General features: G+C 63.2%; 18 protein-coding genes. 10 read left to right on the top strand and 8 right to left on the bottom strand.

The genetic code is table 11. The annotated features are described in order from the left end of the window. The first annotated feature begins 52 nt into the window (after positions 1 to 52). Both LMT64_RS11050 and LMT64_RS11045 read left to right on the top strand, forming a co-directional pair. On the top strand, positions 53 to 574 hold the full coding sequence (locus LMT64_RS11050; protein ID WP_126352401.1) for a DUF5946 family protein: 522 nt from the start codon (positions 53 to 55) through the stop codon (positions 572 to 574). Further along, positions 558 to 1076, top strand: coding sequence for a DUF5946 family protein (locus tag LMT64_RS11045; RefSeq protein WP_126352400.1), 519 nt, complete (start codon positions 558 to 560; stop codon positions 1074 to 1076). The genes LMT64_RS11050 and LMT64_RS11045 overlap by 17 nt, the downstream gene beginning before the upstream one ends. 68 nt (positions 1077 to 1144) lie before the next feature. Here the strand turns inward: LMT64_RS11045 and LMT64_RS11040 are convergent, their stop codons facing one another. Further along, positions 1145 to 2035, bottom strand: a complete 891-nt coding sequence (locus LMT64_RS11040) for an alpha/beta hydrolase family protein (protein ID WP_229253517.1) — start codon at positions 2033 to 2035, stop codon at positions 1145 to 1147. A gap of 254 nt (positions 2036 to 2289) precedes the next feature. After that, entirely contained in the window at positions 2290 to 2622 is a 333-nt protein-coding gene (locus LMT64_RS11035; RefSeq protein ID WP_229253491.1) for a GNAT family N-acetyltransferase, read from the bottom strand. 140 nt (positions 2623 to 2762) lie between these two features. Between LMT64_RS11035 and LMT64_RS11030 the strand changes: the two genes are divergently transcribed. Continuing rightward, positions 2763 to 4250, top strand: coding sequence for a Mur ligase family protein (locus tag LMT64_RS11030; RefSeq protein WP_126352399.1), 1488 nt, complete (start codon positions 2763 to 2765; stop codon positions 4248 to 4250). An 11-nt stretch (positions 4251 to 4261) separates the two neighbouring features. Here LMT64_RS11030 and LMT64_RS11025 read toward each other — a convergent pair whose 3' ends face one another. Both LMT64_RS11025 and LMT64_RS11020 read right to left on the bottom strand, forming a co-directional pair. Next, positions 4262 to 4495: an MFS transporter gene (locus LMT64_RS11025; RefSeq protein ID WP_126352398.1), complete on the bottom strand. Its 234-nt coding sequence runs from the start codon at positions 4493 to 4495 to the stop codon at positions 4262 to 4264. 8 nt (positions 4496 to 4503) lie between these two features. Next, positions 4504 to 5097: a TetR/AcrR family transcriptional regulator gene (locus tag LMT64_RS11020; protein ID WP_229253490.1), complete on the bottom strand. Its 594-nt coding sequence runs from the start codon at positions 5095 to 5097 to the stop codon at positions 4504 to 4506. 71 nt (positions 5098 to 5168) lie between these two features. Here LMT64_RS11020 and LMT64_RS11015 point away from each other — a divergent pair, with 71 nt between their 5' ends. Both LMT64_RS11015 and LMT64_RS11010 read left to right on the top strand, forming a co-directional pair. Further along, entirely contained in the window at positions 5169 to 5486 is a 318-nt protein-coding gene (locus LMT64_RS11015) for a DMT family transporter (RefSeq protein ID WP_126352396.1), read from the top strand. Beyond that, positions 5483 to 5815: a DMT family transporter gene (locus LMT64_RS11010; protein WP_126352395.1), complete on the top strand. Its 333-nt coding sequence runs from the start codon at positions 5483 to 5485 to the stop codon at positions 5813 to 5815. Before LMT64_RS11015 ends, LMT64_RS11010 begins: the two co-directional genes overlap by 4 nt. A gap of 62 nt (positions 5816 to 5877) precedes the next feature. On the opposite strand, the gene LMT64_RS11005 is transcribed toward LMT64_RS11010, so the two are convergent. Further along, positions 5878 to 6867: an SPFH domain-containing protein gene (locus LMT64_RS11005; RefSeq protein WP_126352394.1), complete on the bottom strand. Its 990-nt coding sequence runs from the start codon at positions 6865 to 6867 to the stop codon at positions 5878 to 5880. Between the two features lie 79 nt (positions 6868 to 6946). Between LMT64_RS11005 and LMT64_RS11000 the strand changes: the two genes are divergently transcribed. From LMT64_RS11000 to LMT64_RS10985, 4 genes are read left to right on the top strand one after another with little or no spacing between them, the layout of a single operon-like run. After that, a complete protein-coding gene (locus LMT64_RS11000; RefSeq protein WP_126352393.1) occupies positions 6947 to 9058 on the top strand; it encodes a heavy metal translocating P-type ATPase in 2112 nt (703 codons plus the stop codon). After that, positions 9055 to 9786 carry a transglutaminase-like domain-containing protein gene (locus LMT64_RS10995; RefSeq protein WP_126352392.1) on the top strand — a complete coding sequence of 244 codons (732 nt, stop codon included), beginning with the start codon at positions 9055 to 9057 and terminating at the stop codon, positions 9784 to 9786. The genes LMT64_RS11000 and LMT64_RS10995 overlap by 4 nt, the downstream gene beginning before the upstream one ends. Next, on the top strand, positions 9779 to 10156 hold the full coding sequence (locus LMT64_RS10990) for an ArsR/SmtB family transcription factor (RefSeq protein WP_126352391.1): 378 nt from the start codon (positions 9779 to 9781) through the stop codon (positions 10154 to 10156). The genes LMT64_RS10995 and LMT64_RS10990 overlap by 8 nt, the downstream gene beginning before the upstream one ends. A gap of 10 nt (positions 10157 to 10166) precedes the next feature. Continuing rightward, entirely contained in the window at positions 10167 to 10562 is a 396-nt protein-coding gene (locus LMT64_RS10985; protein WP_229253489.1) for a hypothetical protein, read from the top strand. 60 nt (positions 10563 to 10622) lie between these two features. Here the strand turns inward: LMT64_RS10985 and LMT64_RS10980 are convergent, their stop codons facing one another. Then, positions 10623 to 10940: an HU family DNA-binding protein gene (locus LMT64_RS10980; protein ID WP_170166009.1), complete on the bottom strand. Its 318-nt coding sequence runs from the start codon at positions 10938 to 10940 to the stop codon at positions 10623 to 10625. Between the two features lie 199 nt (positions 10941 to 11139). On the opposite strand from LMT64_RS10980, the gene LMT64_RS10975 reads away from it, so the two are divergent. After that, positions 11140 to 12834, top strand: coding sequence for a S8 family peptidase (locus tag LMT64_RS10975; RefSeq protein ID WP_126352389.1), 1695 nt, complete (start codon positions 11140 to 11142; stop codon positions 12832 to 12834). 70 nt (positions 12835 to 12904) lie between these two features. Here the strand turns inward: LMT64_RS10975 and LMT64_RS10970 are convergent, their stop codons facing one another. Both LMT64_RS10970 and LMT64_RS10965 read right to left on the bottom strand, forming a co-directional pair. Continuing rightward, a complete protein-coding gene (locus tag LMT64_RS10970) occupies positions 12905 to 13678 on the bottom strand; it encodes a formate dehydrogenase accessory sulfurtransferase FdhD (RefSeq protein ID WP_229253487.1) in 774 nt (257 codons plus the stop codon). Positions 13679 to 13734: 56 nt separating this feature from the next. Continuing rightward, positions 13735 to 14217, bottom strand: a complete 483-nt coding sequence (locus tag LMT64_RS10965; protein ID WP_126352387.1) for a DUF1641 domain-containing protein — start codon at positions 14215 to 14217, stop codon at positions 13735 to 13737. Positions 14218 to 14275: the final 58 nt, after the last annotated feature.

The following is a 14275-nucleotide window of genomic DNA, read 5'->3' as shown; positions in this document are numbered from 1 at the left end:
TTACGCCAACGGACCTTGACCCTGACGTAGCGTGAGGTTTTAACCTTTGGGCATGGCGCTTTGCGATTGCGGTGCGTTGGTTCCTACCGAGGACGGTCCATCACACGCCTACATGTCGGCGCAACCGGCTTGCTGGCGCTGCTACGGCGAACTGCTGGCTCGGTTGGCGGCGGAGGGTGTTGATGCCCCGCTGCAGATGGATACCTATGCCGCCCAACATCCCGGCAATGCCCCAGCGGAACGGCGGCAACGAGGGTCGGTAGCAGTCCATCTGACGGTCTTGTGCGCTCATTTCGACTTCGGCCTTCCCTTTTCGCAGTTGCCCCAGTTCCGCGCCCGCCTAAGTTCTACCCTGCTGCCGCGCCTGGGTCTTGAGGATTGGCCTGCCCTCAATCCACCCCAGCAGTGGGGGCCGTTGAATGCCCCGGTCATCCTCAGCTTTCCAGTCAGTCAGCTTGAAGAGGTGACTTATGAATGGGCCAGGCAGGTGTGGGAAGCCTGGAGAGTGCAGGAGACTCCTGTTCAATTCTGGGCACAGACGTTGATGGAGACAGATTATGACCGCCGTGGCTAAAATCCAGTGCCCTTCTTGTGGCCTGACACACCTCGCTGGAGGCTTGCCGAAGCCACGGGGAATCTTGGCTTCTGGTGAATGCCACGCCGCCAGTAGCGAGGTGCTTGCTGCGTTTTATCAACCCTCGCTAATGAGCGAACGGCAATACGTCGTTGACGCCTATGCCTGCACGCATCCAGAAAACACGACGCGCCTTGGCGTACAGACAACAGCCCTCTGTCTCATGACGCTTGACCTTTCGCTGGAGTGCGGTCAGCCTGTAGCGGAAGGTTCGGCCATGCATCAGGAAATGATGCGGCAGCACCCCGATTTCTTTACGCCACTGGAGATCCCGCCACTTGAGCAGTTGCCGACATATGAGATGTTTTGGGAAGCACCGCAAACCGAGTACCGGATCTTGGCGCGGGAGTGGGCGGAACAGATCTGGCAGGCCTGGTCACCGCACCATGCACAGATTCGGGCCTGGAACCTGCAGCTGGTTCCTCACCGGGTTCTTCCGTGACTGCTGCCAGCGGGTCATCCAGCCGACGGGCCACAGTGCATCTCCTCAACCAACTGGGCTGCCACGAATCAGAGGTTCTGCTGAAAGAACTCCACACTACGGCGTAAGGCCAACTCTAGATTCTGGCTGAGGTTGTGGTCGTCGCCTTCGTACTTGTAGGCCTCCACCGCTTGCCCCGCAGCGCGCAGGTCTTCGGCCAGATAGACCTGAAAGCTATAAGGCACGTCCTCATCGGCAGTGCCGTGATGCAGCTGGAGAGGGCGGCCATTCAATTCGTCCAGATAGGCGTTAGGGCTGAGCTGGCGCAGATACTGGCGGTTCAGATCGTCCAGCTGACGGCGACCCGGCGAGTTCCACTCGGTTTGGAGAACAGCGTAGTCAGCCACCACCCCAGCCCACAGCGACGCAGCTCGCAGCTCGCGGTCCACCAGCATGGCCCGCAGCGAAAGCTGACCACCCATCGAGTGTCCCCACAGGCCCATACGCGCTCCGTTGACCCGCTCATCTCGCCGCAAGCTGGCCGCGGCGTTCAGTACGTCCACCGTGTAGCCAGGATCGGTATAGCCGCCGCCCGCCGCCCCCTGCGAATTGCCATGCCCCCGGTAGTCGCTCTTGAGGGTCACGAATCCGGCCTCGGCAAAGGCATCCTGGTAGCGGGCATAACGCTCGGTGGTGCGGTACTCGGCAGGCGGAATGTAGCCGTGGTTGAATACAATGGCGGGCCAGCCTCCCTCAGGCGGCTCACCAGTTGGAATGGTCAGCAGACCGTAGATGGTCAGTCCATCCGACTGATAGCTCACCACCTGCCGCGAGTAGTTGCGCCCAGGCGCCAGGGTACTCACGCCCTGCAGATCACTGCCCGGATACTCCCGCTGCCGCAGCGCCTGAATGGAGATGGGCTGCCGCGCCACTGCCTCAGCAATCAGTGGCCCAGTCAGTTCAGTCTGGCCTTCAGGCATCTCCTGCTGTGTCTCCGGATCAGCGGTGGGCTGCGCTGGCTGGGCGTCATCACGCCGCTGCATGGCTTCCTGGGTGGGCAAGGAAGGTCGGAAGCCCGCTGGATTGGTCATGGCCGTATAAGCCAGCCACCCAAGCAGCAACATCAGAAGAATGGGAATCAGCGCCTGCACCTCTTCAGGCTAAAACAAGCCGGGCCACCCTACCGCGACTAGACGCACAGCGTGGCGGCCCAAGCAGGGCGTGGCGGCAAAATTCAGCCGCGGGTATCCATACCCAGCTGTCCGCGCTGGTTCGGATGGACCAGTTCCCGGTACTCCGGATTCTTGTCAATAAAGGCCGCTACGAAGGAGCACTGTGGCACCACCAGTTTGCCCTGCTCACGAATGTCATCCAAAGCGCCACGCACCAGCTCGGTGCCGTAGCCTTCGCCCTCGGCCTCAGCTTGGATTTCGGTGTGGGTCAGCATCAGGGCGTCACCGAGGTCTTCGAAGTCCAGATGGCCCACATTGCTGTATTCCACCTGCGCCTCGTAGCGGCTCTGCTCGTCGTTGCGAATCACGCTGATATCACGGCTTTCCATGGTCATGCCCCAGGCTAAGGTAAGCCGCACGGGGATATCACACGAATCACTAAAGGCAGGTTCACTCTCTGGCCGCGCAGAGCGCCACGCGGAAACTGAGAAACAAATACGGACAGCGCCCAGCACAGGCACGTATGATGCTGGGCATGCGCCTGAGCGATCTGGCCGCCGCTCTCGGCTGGCCCCTACCCTCTGTTCCCACCACTGACCCGGAAGTGACCGGCGTAACACACCGCGCCGACTGGACCGCTCCGGGAAATGTCTTCGTGGCGATTCGGGGCCAGCAGGCTGACGGACACCAGTTTTTGAATCAGGCGGCCCAGCGTGGAGCCGTCGCTGCTGTGGGCGAAGGTCTGCAGGATGGTGCAGTCACACCGCTGCCCTACCTGAGCGTTCCTACGGCCAGAACTGCGCTGGCCGACGCTGCTGCACTGTTGGCCGGGTCACCCAGTCAGGCGATGACCGTGATCGGCGTCACCGGGACCGACGGCAAGACCACCACTGCCTGGCTGACAGCGGCACTGCTGCGGGCCGGGGGAATGGAAACCGGACTGCTCAGCTCAGCAGGCTATCAACTGCCGGACGGCGAACTGCGGCATTACCCGGCTCACTTCACGACGCCCGAAGCTCCACAGTTGCAGGGCCTCCTGGCCCAGATGCGCAGGAGCGGGGCGCAGGCCGCCGTGATCGAAACCAGCAGCCACGCGCTGACACTGGAACGGGTGCGCGGTGTGGCCTGGGACGCGGCCGTCTGGACCCACCTCAGCCGTGAACATCTGGACTTTCACGGCAGCCTGGAAAACTACTTTGCGGCCAAACGACGCCTGATCGAGGCAGCGCCGTTTGCGGTGCTGAACGCCGACGATCCCTGGACCGAGCGGCTACGCGGCGCGGCGAATGAGGAAACCACCTACAGCGCCGCCAGGGGCAGTTCCGACTGGCGGGCCTCGGATTTGCGGGAGGAAGCGGACGGACGGGCCTCGTTTCTGGTGGACGGTCCAGCGGGCCGTTTCCGCGCCGCTCTGCCACTCACCGGCCACTTTCAGATGGGCAACGCCCTGGCAGCGATGGCGGTGGCCTGGCGCTTCGGGGCCAGCGCCGAGGACCTGCAGCGTGGCCTGAGCCAATTTGAGGGGCCGCCGGGCCGGATGCAGCTGCTGCTCAGTGCGCCGGATCAACCCCGCGTGATCTCCGATTCGGCGCATACACCGGACAGCCTCAGCAATGCGCTGCAGGCGCTGCGTCCCCTCACCGCCGGGCAGCTGTGGGTGATCGTGGGCAGCGCAGCCGGGGGGCGCGACTCGTCCAAGTGGGAGCCGATGGCGGCGGCAGCCACCGCCCTGGCCGACCGCGTGATCCTCACCGAAGCCGATCACCGGGACACCCCACTGAACCAGATTCTGGACGTGATGGCAGCGGCAGCGACCCGGCCCAACTTCAAATGCATCGGGGACCGCGCCGAAGCCATTGCCTACGCTGTGCAACATGCCACCCCACTGGACACCGTCTTGATCGCCAACAAGGGCGGGGAGCACTTTTTACAGCGGGGGCAAACTGTCTACGAGTGGAGCGACGCCGAAGCGGCTCAGGCCGCGCTGCGAGGTGAGGTCTATCAGGTGCGGGACAAGGCCTGAGGGGTGAGCAATTACGCCACGGAAGGGCGCAGCCACAGTAAGTACAGCACCACCAGTATCAGCGGCGAGACATACATCAGCATGATGCGGCCCCGCTCGGCCCGCGCCCGCATCTGCTCGCGGTCTACAGGTTCGGGCATCTGTTCGGCCAGTTTCAGCTGCCGCGCACTCAGAAAATGCCCGGTGATCAGGTCGAACACCACCACCAGCGCGACGATCAGGTCCAGGGTCTGTACTTCGGTCATGGTTGCCATTATGTCGGCGGCTGCAACAGTCGGTCCACACTACGTTCCAGGGCAGCCTCAGCCTGGGCGGGCGTGATGACGCCCAGCAACAGGTGAACACTCAGGCCATCTAGCACCGCTTGCAGGTCCAGAGCGCCCAGAGCAGGATCGCTGCCCAACGTCCACCCCTGGTTCTCCAACTGGATCAGCACCTCCACCAATGCCGCATTGAGGTCGTGGTAAGTCAGACCCTGTACTCCCGCCAGGTCCGGATCACCCACTGACGCCCCCACAAAGGCCAGCCAAACTTCCATCATCGCGCGGCTCTCGGCATCCAAGGGCAGCGTGGCCCGCAAAAAGGCCAGGAGATTCTCACGCGGAGTTCCAGAGAGTGGCAAGCTCCGCAGGTGGGCCTCCGCCTGAGCGCTGAGCTGCTCGGCGGCGAAGGTCAGAATGGCGGCGCGGCTGGGCAGATAGTGACGCACCGCGCCGCTGGACCAGCCGCTTTCCTGGGCCAGAGCCCGGATGGTCACGCCCGCGATTCCAGCGCGGCGAATCAAGGTCCAGACTGCCTCAGCCAGCTCGGCGCGGCGTTCGTCGTGATTCACCTGTTTGGGCATCATCCTTTTTAGCACAAATGTGCTATCTATAGAGCTGTGAATTTCGCACAGACGTGCGAATAAGGAGGCAGAACATGGGATGGACCGCATTGCTGTTGGCTGGACTGTTCGAGGTGGGGTTCACGACGGCCCTCAAGCTGGAACAGAAAAATAAGAACTACATCTGGCTGTTTCTGGTGTGTGCCTTTGTCAGTTTCAGCTTTCTGGAAGAGGCGATGAAGACCATTCCGCTTGGTACGGCGTATAGCGTGTGGACCGGCATCGGGGCGGTGGGAACGGTCCTGGTTGGAGCGCTCTTTTTCGGTGAGCGGTTGGGGTGGCGGCAACTGGCCCTGCTGGCGGTGGTGGTGGCCCTGATTGCGGCGCTGCGCCTGACCGGAGGCGCGGCATGAAGGGCTGGGCATGGCTGCTGCTGGCTGGCCTGTTCGAGATCGGCATGGCGACAGCCCTGAAATTGAGTCAGGACCACTCCAATTACATGGTGGCCTTCGTGGTGCTGGCTGTCCTGAGCTTCGAGTGTTTGGCCCAGGCAATCAAAACCATTCCACTCAGTACCGCCTACGCCATCTGGACTGGCATTGGGGCCGTTGGGGCGGTCACACTGGGCGCGGCGCTGTTCGGCGAAGAACTCAGTCCCCTGCGCCTGGCCCTGCTGGCCGGACTGATTGCCGCTCTGGTGGGCCTGAAGCTGGTGAATCCACCAGCCCAAAAGTCTGCCTGAGTGCAGAAGAAAGGGCCGAAATCCTAGGGTGGACATTTCGGCCCTGTAACAGTCCGCTGGACTTATCTGCCGGAATTCAGGGTCGGCTGCGCTCCGCGTTCAGAGGTCAACACCACCAGCAGGTTGTTGACCAGCTCGGCGCGGTTCTCGGTGTTCAGTTCGACCACACCGTCACGTTCCAGCCGCTCGATGGCCATCTGCACCATCCCGACCGCCCCTTCCACGATCACCTGACGGGCTTGGAGCACCGCTTCCGCTTGCTGGCGCTGCAACATGGCGCTGGCAATTTCGGGCGCGTAGGCCAGGTGGCTGATACGGGCGTCCAGCACCTCGACCCCGGCCAGGGCCAAGCGGGCCTGCAGGTCCTCACGCAAGTACTGGGCCACCTCGTCGGGGCGGCCCCGCAGCGAGACGACGGGTTCACCATGTTCGTCGGTGCCATAAGCCTCGTAGGCGAAGGCCGTACCCAGATGACGCAGCGCCGTTTCGGACTGGATATCCACGAACGAGTTGTAGTTCTCCACGTCGAAGGAGGCGCGGGCCGTGTCTACCACGCGCCAGACAATCACCGCAGCGATCTCGACGGGGTTACCGGCGGCATCATTGACCTTGACCCGCTCGGACTGGAAGTTGCGGATGCGCAGCGAGATGTCCTGGCGGCCTGCAAACGGATTGGCCCAGAAGTAGCCGTTCTGACGCACCGTGCCGATGTATTTCCCGAACAGGGTCAGCACCACCGCCTGGTTGGGGGCCACCACGAAAAAGCCACGGAGCAGAACGCCCGCCAGCGGGAACAGCAGAATCAGCAGTGGGGCCAGCCCAATCGTCGCCGCGGCGCTGGTCAGAAGCGTGCCCAACAGTTGCCAACCGACAAACAGCAGGGCCACCGTCGCCAGTCCCAGCACGATAAAGGCCATGAAGCCATTGACCGCAAATGCCGGACGCTCCTGCGAGGCACGGTGGTTGCGGGTTACGGGGGGATCAGAATGCTCCGGCATCTCAGGGACGGAGTGGCCAACCGGCGGCCTGGGGTTGGGGTCAGGTTGGGTCATGGGGGCAGTGTAGCGCTGATCTCCGATTCTCATTTCGCATCTATGAACAACTGTTCAGATGTTCAACTAGGCTGAAGGCATGACCTCTTCTTCCACCCAACCCACCCCACTGGATTACCGGGTACAGGGCCTGGACTGCGCGAATTGCGTGCGCACGGTGGACGGTGTGCTGGGCCACCTGCCCGGTGTCAGCGAAGTGCAGCTGAGCGTTGCGGCCCAGAGCCTCCGTCTGCACCTGGACGAGACACAGACCAGCCGCGCGGCGCTGGAAGCCGAGCTAAGTCGTCTGGGACATCCGGTGACACTGCAAGGAGCCCAGGGCAGCGACGAACCCGCCTGGCACACCACGCCCAAGGGCAGACTGCTACTCCTGAGCGTCAGTGCGGCGATGCTGGCGGTCGCGGTGAGCTGGGTGTATCCGCGGGCAGCCGACCTCGCTTTCTCGGCAGCGGCCCTGCTGGCCGCTTTCCCGCTGGCCCGCAGTGCGTGGGCCGCTGCCCGGCGCGGGCAACCCTTTACCATCAATACCCTGGTGACCATCGCCGTGGTAGGCGCGGTGACGATTGGCGAAGCCGCCGAAGGAACTGCTGTGGTCGCGCTGTTCGCGGTAGGCGAATGGCTGGAAGGCTACGCCGCAGGCCGCGCCCGGCAGGGCATCCGCGCCCTCGCCGCGCTGACGCCGAGGACAGCGCAGCTGCTGGAAGGTGGGTCGGTACGCGAAGTGAGTGCCGATCTCCTGCAACCAGGCCAGCAGATTCGGGTCGGAACCGGGGCGCGGGTGCCTGCCGACGGCGTGATCGTGGCTGGAGCGTCCAGCCTGGACGACAGCCCAGTGACGGGCGAGAGCGTCCCAGTCCATAAAGGCGAAGGGCAAGAAGTCTACGCGGGCAGCATCAACGGCGAAGGTGTCTTGGACGTTCAGGTGTCCCGCCCAGCGGGCGACAATACGGTGGCCCGGATCATCCGCCTGGTGGAAGAGGCGCAGTCCAGCCGCGCTCCGACGGCGCGGTTCATTGACCGGTTCAGCGCCTGGTACACCCCACTGATCTTGCTGGCCGGCGTCCTGACCGCCACACTGCCACCGCTGCTGACTGGAGCCGAGTGGTTGCCATGGATCTATAAGGGACTGGCCTTGCTGCTCATCGGCTGTCCCTGTGCCCTGGTCCTCAGTGTGCCAGCGGCCATGACCAGTGCGCTGAGCGCCGGTGCCCGCCGGGGCCTGCTGGTGCGCGGCGGGGCGGTGCTTGAAGCCTTGGCGGGCGTGCGGACAGTGGCCCTTGATAAGACGGGCACGCTGACTGAGGGTCGTCCGCAAGTCACCGAAATCATCGGGGCCACGGAGCAGGTGCTCCGCCTGGCGGCAGGAGTCGAGACCGGCAACAGCCACCCGCTGGCGCTGGCCATTCGTACGGCGGCCGAGCAGCGTGGGCTGAGCATCCCCGAAGGCCTTCAGGCTCAGGCGCTAGGTGGACGCGGTGTGCAGGCCGAGGTGGAAGGCCAGAGACTGAGCGTCTCGTCACCGCGCCACGCTGAGGAAGTGGTGGGCCTGATGCCAGAACTGCGTTTACAGATAGAAGCAATGGAAGCTGAGGGGCACACCGTAAGCGTGCTACACAGTGAGAGCGAAGTTCTGGGTGCCCTGGCCCTGCGCGACCAACCCCGCGCCGATGCGCATGCCGCACTGAAACGCCTGCAAGATGCTGACCTAAAGACGGTCATGCTGACTGGGGACAATGCCCGCACGGCAGCCGCGATTGGCCAGGGACTGGGCGTCTCCGAGATTTGCGCTGAGCTGCTGCCCGGAGACAAGCTGCGGATCATCGGTGAACTGCCTGGCCCAGTGGCGATGGTGGGCGACGGGATCAATGATGCCCCGGCCCTGGCCCGCGCTGACGTGGGGATTGCGGTTGGGTCTGGCACCGACGTGGCCATTGAGAGCGCCGACGTGGTGCTGATGCACGGACGGCTGAGCGGCGTACCGGACCTGCTGGAACTGGCCAAGCAGACGATGAGCAACGTCCGGATCAATATTGCCCTGGCGCTGGGCCTTAAGGCGGTGTTTCTGGTCACCACCTTGCTGGGCTACACCGGGCTCTGGCTGGCGGTCCTGGCCGACACCGGAGCTACCGTGTTGGTCACACTTCATGCCCTGCGGCTGCTGGGCTGGCAGCCCGGCAGGAGTAAAGCGTGAACGGGTCACTCCTGCGCGCCACCCCGCTACTGGACTTTCACCATCCCGCCATACGGACGCTGGTGCAGGCCTACGGCTGGCGTGACCAGCCTACAGAGCAGCGCATTCAGGCCGTGCATCACTTTGTGCAGGACCGCGTCCCATTCGGATACAACCGCCAGGACGATCTGCCCGCCTCCCGGGTGCTGAGTGACGGCTATGGCCAGTGCAACACCAAAGCGATCCTACTGATGGCGCTGCTGCGGGCCGCCGGTTTGCCCTGCCAGCTGCACGGGTTTACCATTCACAAGGAGTTGCAGCGCGGCATCCTGACCGGGCTGGCTTACCGTCTGGCGCCGCCGCAGATCCTGCACAGCTGGGTGGAGGTCCCCCTGCCCGGCAAAACCCTGACGTTGGAAGGCTTTATTCTGGACCGCGCCTACCTGCACCGGCTGCAACAGGCTTTTCCAGATCAACAGGCGTTTTGTGGCTATGGGGCCGCTACGCTGCATCTGAGTGACCCTCCGCTGGATGCGAGACGCAGTGATCCTTTTATCCAGCGGGAGGGTATAGAAAGGGACCTGGGCGTGTACGACTCACCGGATGAGTTTTATCAGTATCACCATCAGTTTTCAGGGGTGCAGGGGACGCTCTACCGCCATATGGTGCGTCACCTGATGAACCGCCGTCTGGCTGCCATTCGGGCCGGACAGCTGGTTCCCGCCTTTCAAGGACACCGCCATGACTGAGTCCCCGACTGAAGTCTGCGGGGTCCGCTGTGTCCACCCGGCAGCGGTCCACACGGCCCGGCAGTCTATGCCTGACGAAGAGGCCCTAAGCGCCTCGGCAGCGCTGTTCAAACTGCTGGGCGAACCGGGGCGACTGCGGCTGCTGCTGGTCTTGCAAGGCGGCGAGCTGTGCGTATGCGACCTGGCGGCAGTGACCGGTGCCAGTGAGAGCAGTGTCAGTCACTCCCTACAGCTGCTGCGAGCACACCGCGCCGTACGTCCGCGCAAAGAGGGCCGCAATGTCTACTACGCCCTACACGACACCCACGTCAGCAATCTCCTGAACACCATGACAGCGCACATGCTGGAGAGCGATGAAGACGGTTCATAGGGTCGGGCTGATGGTCGCCGCTGCTCTCTTGCTGCTGGCGCTGATCTTCTGGCAATCGGAGCGCCGCTGGCTGGGTGACCTGTATTGCTTTGACCAGCCGGGCCAGGTATGGGGGCTGGCGTCAATTCCAGCAGACCTTCAACCAGAGTGTCCAGCCTCGGCCAGTTACCGTCAGGAGGTCCGTGAACGGCTGGGACGGGTTGAGCAGTTCCGCGTCTCCGGCTGGCAGCCCAAGGCGCTGCTCCCGGTCTTTACCGAAGCCGGGTACATTCCGCAGACCGACGACCTGCTGAGCAACGACTACTCTGCTTTTCTGGCACGCGGAGCCGAGCGCATCCAGTACAGCGCCGTGCGGCAGGGGCCGGAAACTCTGATTACCGTAAGTGGGCCACCTGCCCCACGGTGACCTAAGAGCAAAAAAAGAGCGGCCGATCAGGCCGCCACTTTTTTGATCAGGAGTAAAAAATTACAGGTTGCCCTTGAGGGTGGTAGCGACTTTGAAAGCCACTTTCTTGCCAGCAGGAATCTGGATGCGCTCGGTGGTGCCAGGCTTGACACCGGTACGGGCAGCAGTCTCCTTGACGCTCAGGGTGCCCAGGCCGGGCAGGCCCACGCTGCTGCCGCCACGCAGGGCGTCAACAATGGTGTCCAGCATGGTGCTGACAGCTTCGTCAGCTTGCTTCTTGGTCAGACCGGTCTGCTCGGCCACTTTCTCCACCAGCTGAGACTTGTTCATCTTCTCGGCAGGGGCGGCGGCAGCAGCTTTACTTGCTTTTTTCGTCATAGGCGCAGTTTGCATGTCCCTGCGCAAAATGTCTAGTCAGCGACACTGTTCATCTCACACACTTTCTTATAGAAACCTTAATTTTCGGTTCGAATGTTTCGTTGTCATAAAACGGTTTTTCGCTGTCCTGGACGTCCTCATGAACTTTGAGTCAGGTACTTTCACGTTCACCTGCATTCTGGCGCACAGACTCCTGGGTATGAACAGAAAAACAATCCGTCTGCGGCACACCGCCAGTTTCGCGTTGGCAGGCCTACTGACGCTTAGTGCCTGTGGAGGCGGCACGGCAAGCACACCATCCACTCCCAGCAATCCTACCCCTGCTCCCCAGAAGGTCACGATCTCCGGCACGGTTCATCTGCCTGCGGGCACACTGAGCCTGGCTGGCACGGAAGCGGACTGGTCCGCGCCACATGTGCCAGGTGAGCTGCTGGTGGCCTCGGATCCGGACACCCTCTCCGCACAGGGGCTCGGCTCCGAGGAGGGTATTGGTTCCTTGCTGGCCGGACTGACCACTGAGCCGCTGGGCGAACTGGGCCTGCTGCGCGTACAGACGCCCGACCCGCAGGCCCTGGCCGACGCCCTGGCCGAGCGTGGCCTGGCCTCACAGCCCAACTACATCTATGAGGTCCAAGCTGCACCTACTCCCAACGACCCCGGCTATCCGGGCAATGCTGGCGTTCGGGTAGGTGGCGCAGCCCAGCACCAGACCTATCTGACCCAGATTCAGGCCATGGAAGGCTGGAAAATACTTGACGCGAACGGCAAGAACCGCACCGGAGCCAAAGTGGCCGTATTGGACACGGGCGCAGACCGCAACCATCCTGATCTGAAGTCACGGATCGTAGGCGGGTACGACTACTGCTCTACCCTGATCGGCGGCACCTGCTCAGGTCAGGACAGCGACTTTGCAGAGATCAACAATCATCCGCGTGGACACGGCACGGCCATGCTGGGCTTGGTTGGGGCAGCAACCCACAACAGCGTGGGCCTGAGCGCTGTGACCTGGGCTGGGCCGCTGCTGGCCGTCAAAGTCTTCGGAGATCAGCAGGGCGGCAACGGCTCCGCTGCCACCACGGCCAGCCTGGCACGGGGCATTGATTACTCAGTGGCCCAAAAAGCGCGGGTGATCAACGTCAGCCTGGGCATCCCTGGTCTGGTCAGTGACCCCACTGTGCGGGCCGCCCTGGACCGGGCCGCTGCCGCCGACATCGTGGTGGTTTCTGCAGCGGGCAATACGTCTGGCGACGGCATTTATTTTCCTGCCAACCAGCCGGATGTGCTGGCCGTGGGGGCGGTGAACAGTCAGGGCGTCATGTCCTGTTTCAGCGCTCGTCCCAAGAGTGGACAGACGCTGAACATGCTGGCACCCGGCGGGGACCTCTCTTCCTGTGGGGGACGCGATGACCGCATCCTCGAACTGGATGTGGGCAGTGGCTACAAGCTGAGCGCTGGCACCTCCGAAGCGTCAGCGTTGGTCAGTGGGGCCGCTTCACTGATCCGCAACGCTTACCCTGGCCTGAACGCTGCCCAGGTACGCCAGGCCCTGATCAGCGGTGGCAAGGCCGCAGGCAGCTATAAGCAACTGAACCTGCCCGGTGCAGTGAACGCCGCCAAAGCCCTGACCAGCGCACCTGCGCCCACGCCCACGCCAAAGCCCAAGTATTACGATCTGACTGTACAGGCCTATCAGGACAGCCGGGCCGTCGGAACGCCCTTTACCAAATCTGCCCAGCTGCTGAGCAGCCTGGAGATTCCCTACAGGCTGAACCTGCCCGCCGGTACTTACACTCTCAAGGCCACGGTGGATACTGATTTGCGGTCTTACTTGGGACAGGTCGATGTGACAGCCACCAGCGACAAGGCAGTGAATATTCCCGTCGAAGCCCAGTAACCGGCGTATCACCTGGTAGGCGAAAGACCCGTCCTAAACATCAGGGGCGGGTCTTTCGCCTACCAGGTGATCACTCGGTCTCCCGCGTGAGCCGCTCAGCCCCGGCATAAACCGTCAGCCGTCCTTCACGCGCGAAGCCGCACAGCACCAGCCCAAACACCTGGGCCGTCTGGGCGGCCAGTGTGGTCGCGGCTCCTACGCCCACCACTGCCCCAATGCCAGCCAGGACAGCTTTCTGTGCAATTTCATAGCCCAGGCGGCTGCTGATCACCAGGACCGTCTGGGCGCGGTCCAGGTGCGGGTGGTTCAGTGCCCAGCCCACCACCTTGTCCGCCGCATTGTGCCGCCCGATATCTTCATATAGGCACAGGGGCTCGCCACTGGTACGAAACAGCGCTGCGCCGTGCAGGCCACCACTTGCTGAAAATCCAGCCTGTCCAGACCGTAAGCTCTCTGGCAGCGAGGCCAGCCAGGCTGGGTCCAGTGGTGGTCCTGGCGGCAACGCTTCTGCCCGCAACATCAGCCGCTCCAAGCTGCCAGAGCCGCAAATGCCGCAAGCACCTGAAGTCAGCCGGGCCGCGTAATCGTCCGGCACCGGAGCGTCCAACCACCACAGGTTGTGATTCTCAGGATGGACATGTAAGGCAGGCACCTCTCCCGGCACAGTTAGACCCTCAGCGTGGAGCCAACCGCGCAGCAGTTCCCAGTCGGCTCCAGGCGTCCGCATCAGCACGCCAAGTGGGCTCTCGGTGCCCTGCCAGCGCTGACGCACCTCCAGCGGTTCCTCATTGGCCAGCTGATCTGGAAACGGTCCACTCAGCCCCTGGGCACCATAACGGTACACCCGCCAGCCATCATTCAGGAGGTCAGCGGGTGCAGCGGACGGGAGGCCAGGCGGTTTCAGTCGGTGCGCCCCTGCTGTTCACGCTGCTCACGCAGAGAAGCGCCGACGCCCTTGAGCAGACCCAGGGCCGCACCCAGCGCCAGCTGTACGTCTGGATCACCTAACAGCTTGAGGGTTTCAGGCAGCGAGGGGCGCCGGCCCAGTTCCACGTTGCGCGCCGCTTCTTTCACACCACCACCCACTGCCGTCATCAGAATTTCCAGCTCGCGGGGATCCACTGCGCCGGCCAGCTTGCCCACTTCGACCAGATTCCGCAGCAGGTTGGTGCTGGTTTCGCCGGTTACTTTTTCCAGGGCCGCCGCAGTCAGGCCCTCACCGCCGCGCAGCAGCTTGATGCCCAGTTCCAGCCCACCGCGCTCATGCAGCTCGGTCAGCAGGACCAGGGCTTCTTGTAAGGCCGGTTCGGCTTGCTGGGTTGCCGCGTCCAGCCGCTGCCCAGGTTGGATGGGGGCCGGGGTGTATTGAATTGCTTTTGCCATAAATCAGTCCTCCGGAGTCACCGAGAGCAGTAGGGAAGCAAGCCCAAATCAGCCAGCC

This window comes from Deinococcus radiophilus (assembly GCF_020889625.1).
GTDB classification, from domain to species: Bacteria; Deinococcota; Deinococci; order Deinococcales; family Deinococcaceae; genus Deinococcus; species Deinococcus radiophilus.
This window is presented reverse-complemented; position numbering and strand designations above follow the sequence as displayed.

Excerpts from the sequence above, each read along its gene's own strand:
- LMT64_RS11005 (WP_126352394.1), bottom strand. The coding sequence starts at position 6,867 with ATGACCCAACCTGACCCCAACCCCAGGCCGCCGGTTGGCCACTCCGTC.
- LMT64_RS10965 (WP_126352387.1), bottom strand. The coding sequence starts at position 14,217 with ATGGCAAAAGCAATTCAATACACCCCGGCCCCCATCCAACCTGGGCAG.
- LMT64_RS11045 (WP_126352400.1), top strand. The coding sequence starts at position 558 with ATGACCGCCGTGGCTAAAATCCAGTGCCCTTCTTGTGGCCTGACACAC.
- LMT64_RS11015 (WP_126352396.1), top strand. The coding sequence starts at position 5,169 with ATGGGATGGACCGCATTGCTGTTGGCTGGACTGTTCGAGGTGGGGTTC.
- LMT64_RS11035 (WP_229253491.1), bottom strand. The coding sequence starts at position 2,622 with ATGACCATGGAAAGCCGTGATATCAGCGTGATTCGCAACGACGAGCAG.
- LMT64_RS10975 (WP_126352389.1), top strand. The coding sequence starts at position 11,140 with ATGAACAGAAAAACAATCCGTCTGCGGCACACCGCCAGTTTCGCGTTG.
- LMT64_RS11050 (WP_126352401.1), top strand. The coding sequence starts at position 53 with ATGGCGCTTTGCGATTGCGGTGCGTTGGTTCCTACCGAGGACGGTCCA.
- LMT64_RS11025 (WP_126352398.1), bottom strand. The coding sequence starts at position 4,495 with ATGACCGAAGTACAGACCCTGGACCTGATCGTCGCGCTGGTGGTGGTG.
- LMT64_RS10980 (WP_170166009.1), bottom strand. The coding sequence starts at position 10,940 with ATGACGAAAAAAGCAAGTAAAGCTGCTGCCGCCGCCCCTGCCGAGAAG.
- LMT64_RS10985 (WP_229253489.1), top strand. The coding sequence starts at position 10,167 with ATGGTCGCCGCTGCTCTCTTGCTGCTGGCGCTGATCTTCTGGCAATCG.
- LMT64_RS11040 (WP_229253517.1), bottom strand. The coding sequence starts at position 2,035 with ATGCCTGAAGGCCAGACTGAACTGACTGGGCCACTGATTGCTGAGGCA.
- LMT64_RS11000 (WP_126352393.1), top strand. The coding sequence starts at position 6,947 with ATGACCTCTTCTTCCACCCAACCCACCCCACTGGATTACCGGGTACAG.
- LMT64_RS10990 (WP_126352391.1), top strand. The coding sequence starts at position 9,779 with ATGACTGAGTCCCCGACTGAAGTCTGCGGGGTCCGCTGTGTCCACCCG.
- LMT64_RS11030 (WP_126352399.1), top strand. The coding sequence starts at position 2,763 with ATGCGCCTGAGCGATCTGGCCGCCGCTCTCGGCTGGCCCCTACCCTCT.
- LMT64_RS11010 (WP_126352395.1), top strand. The coding sequence starts at position 5,483 with ATGAAGGGCTGGGCATGGCTGCTGCTGGCTGGCCTGTTCGAGATCGGC.
- LMT64_RS11020 (WP_229253490.1), bottom strand. The coding sequence starts at position 5,097 with ATGATGCCCAAACAGGTGAATCACGACGAACGCCGCGCCGAGCTGGCT.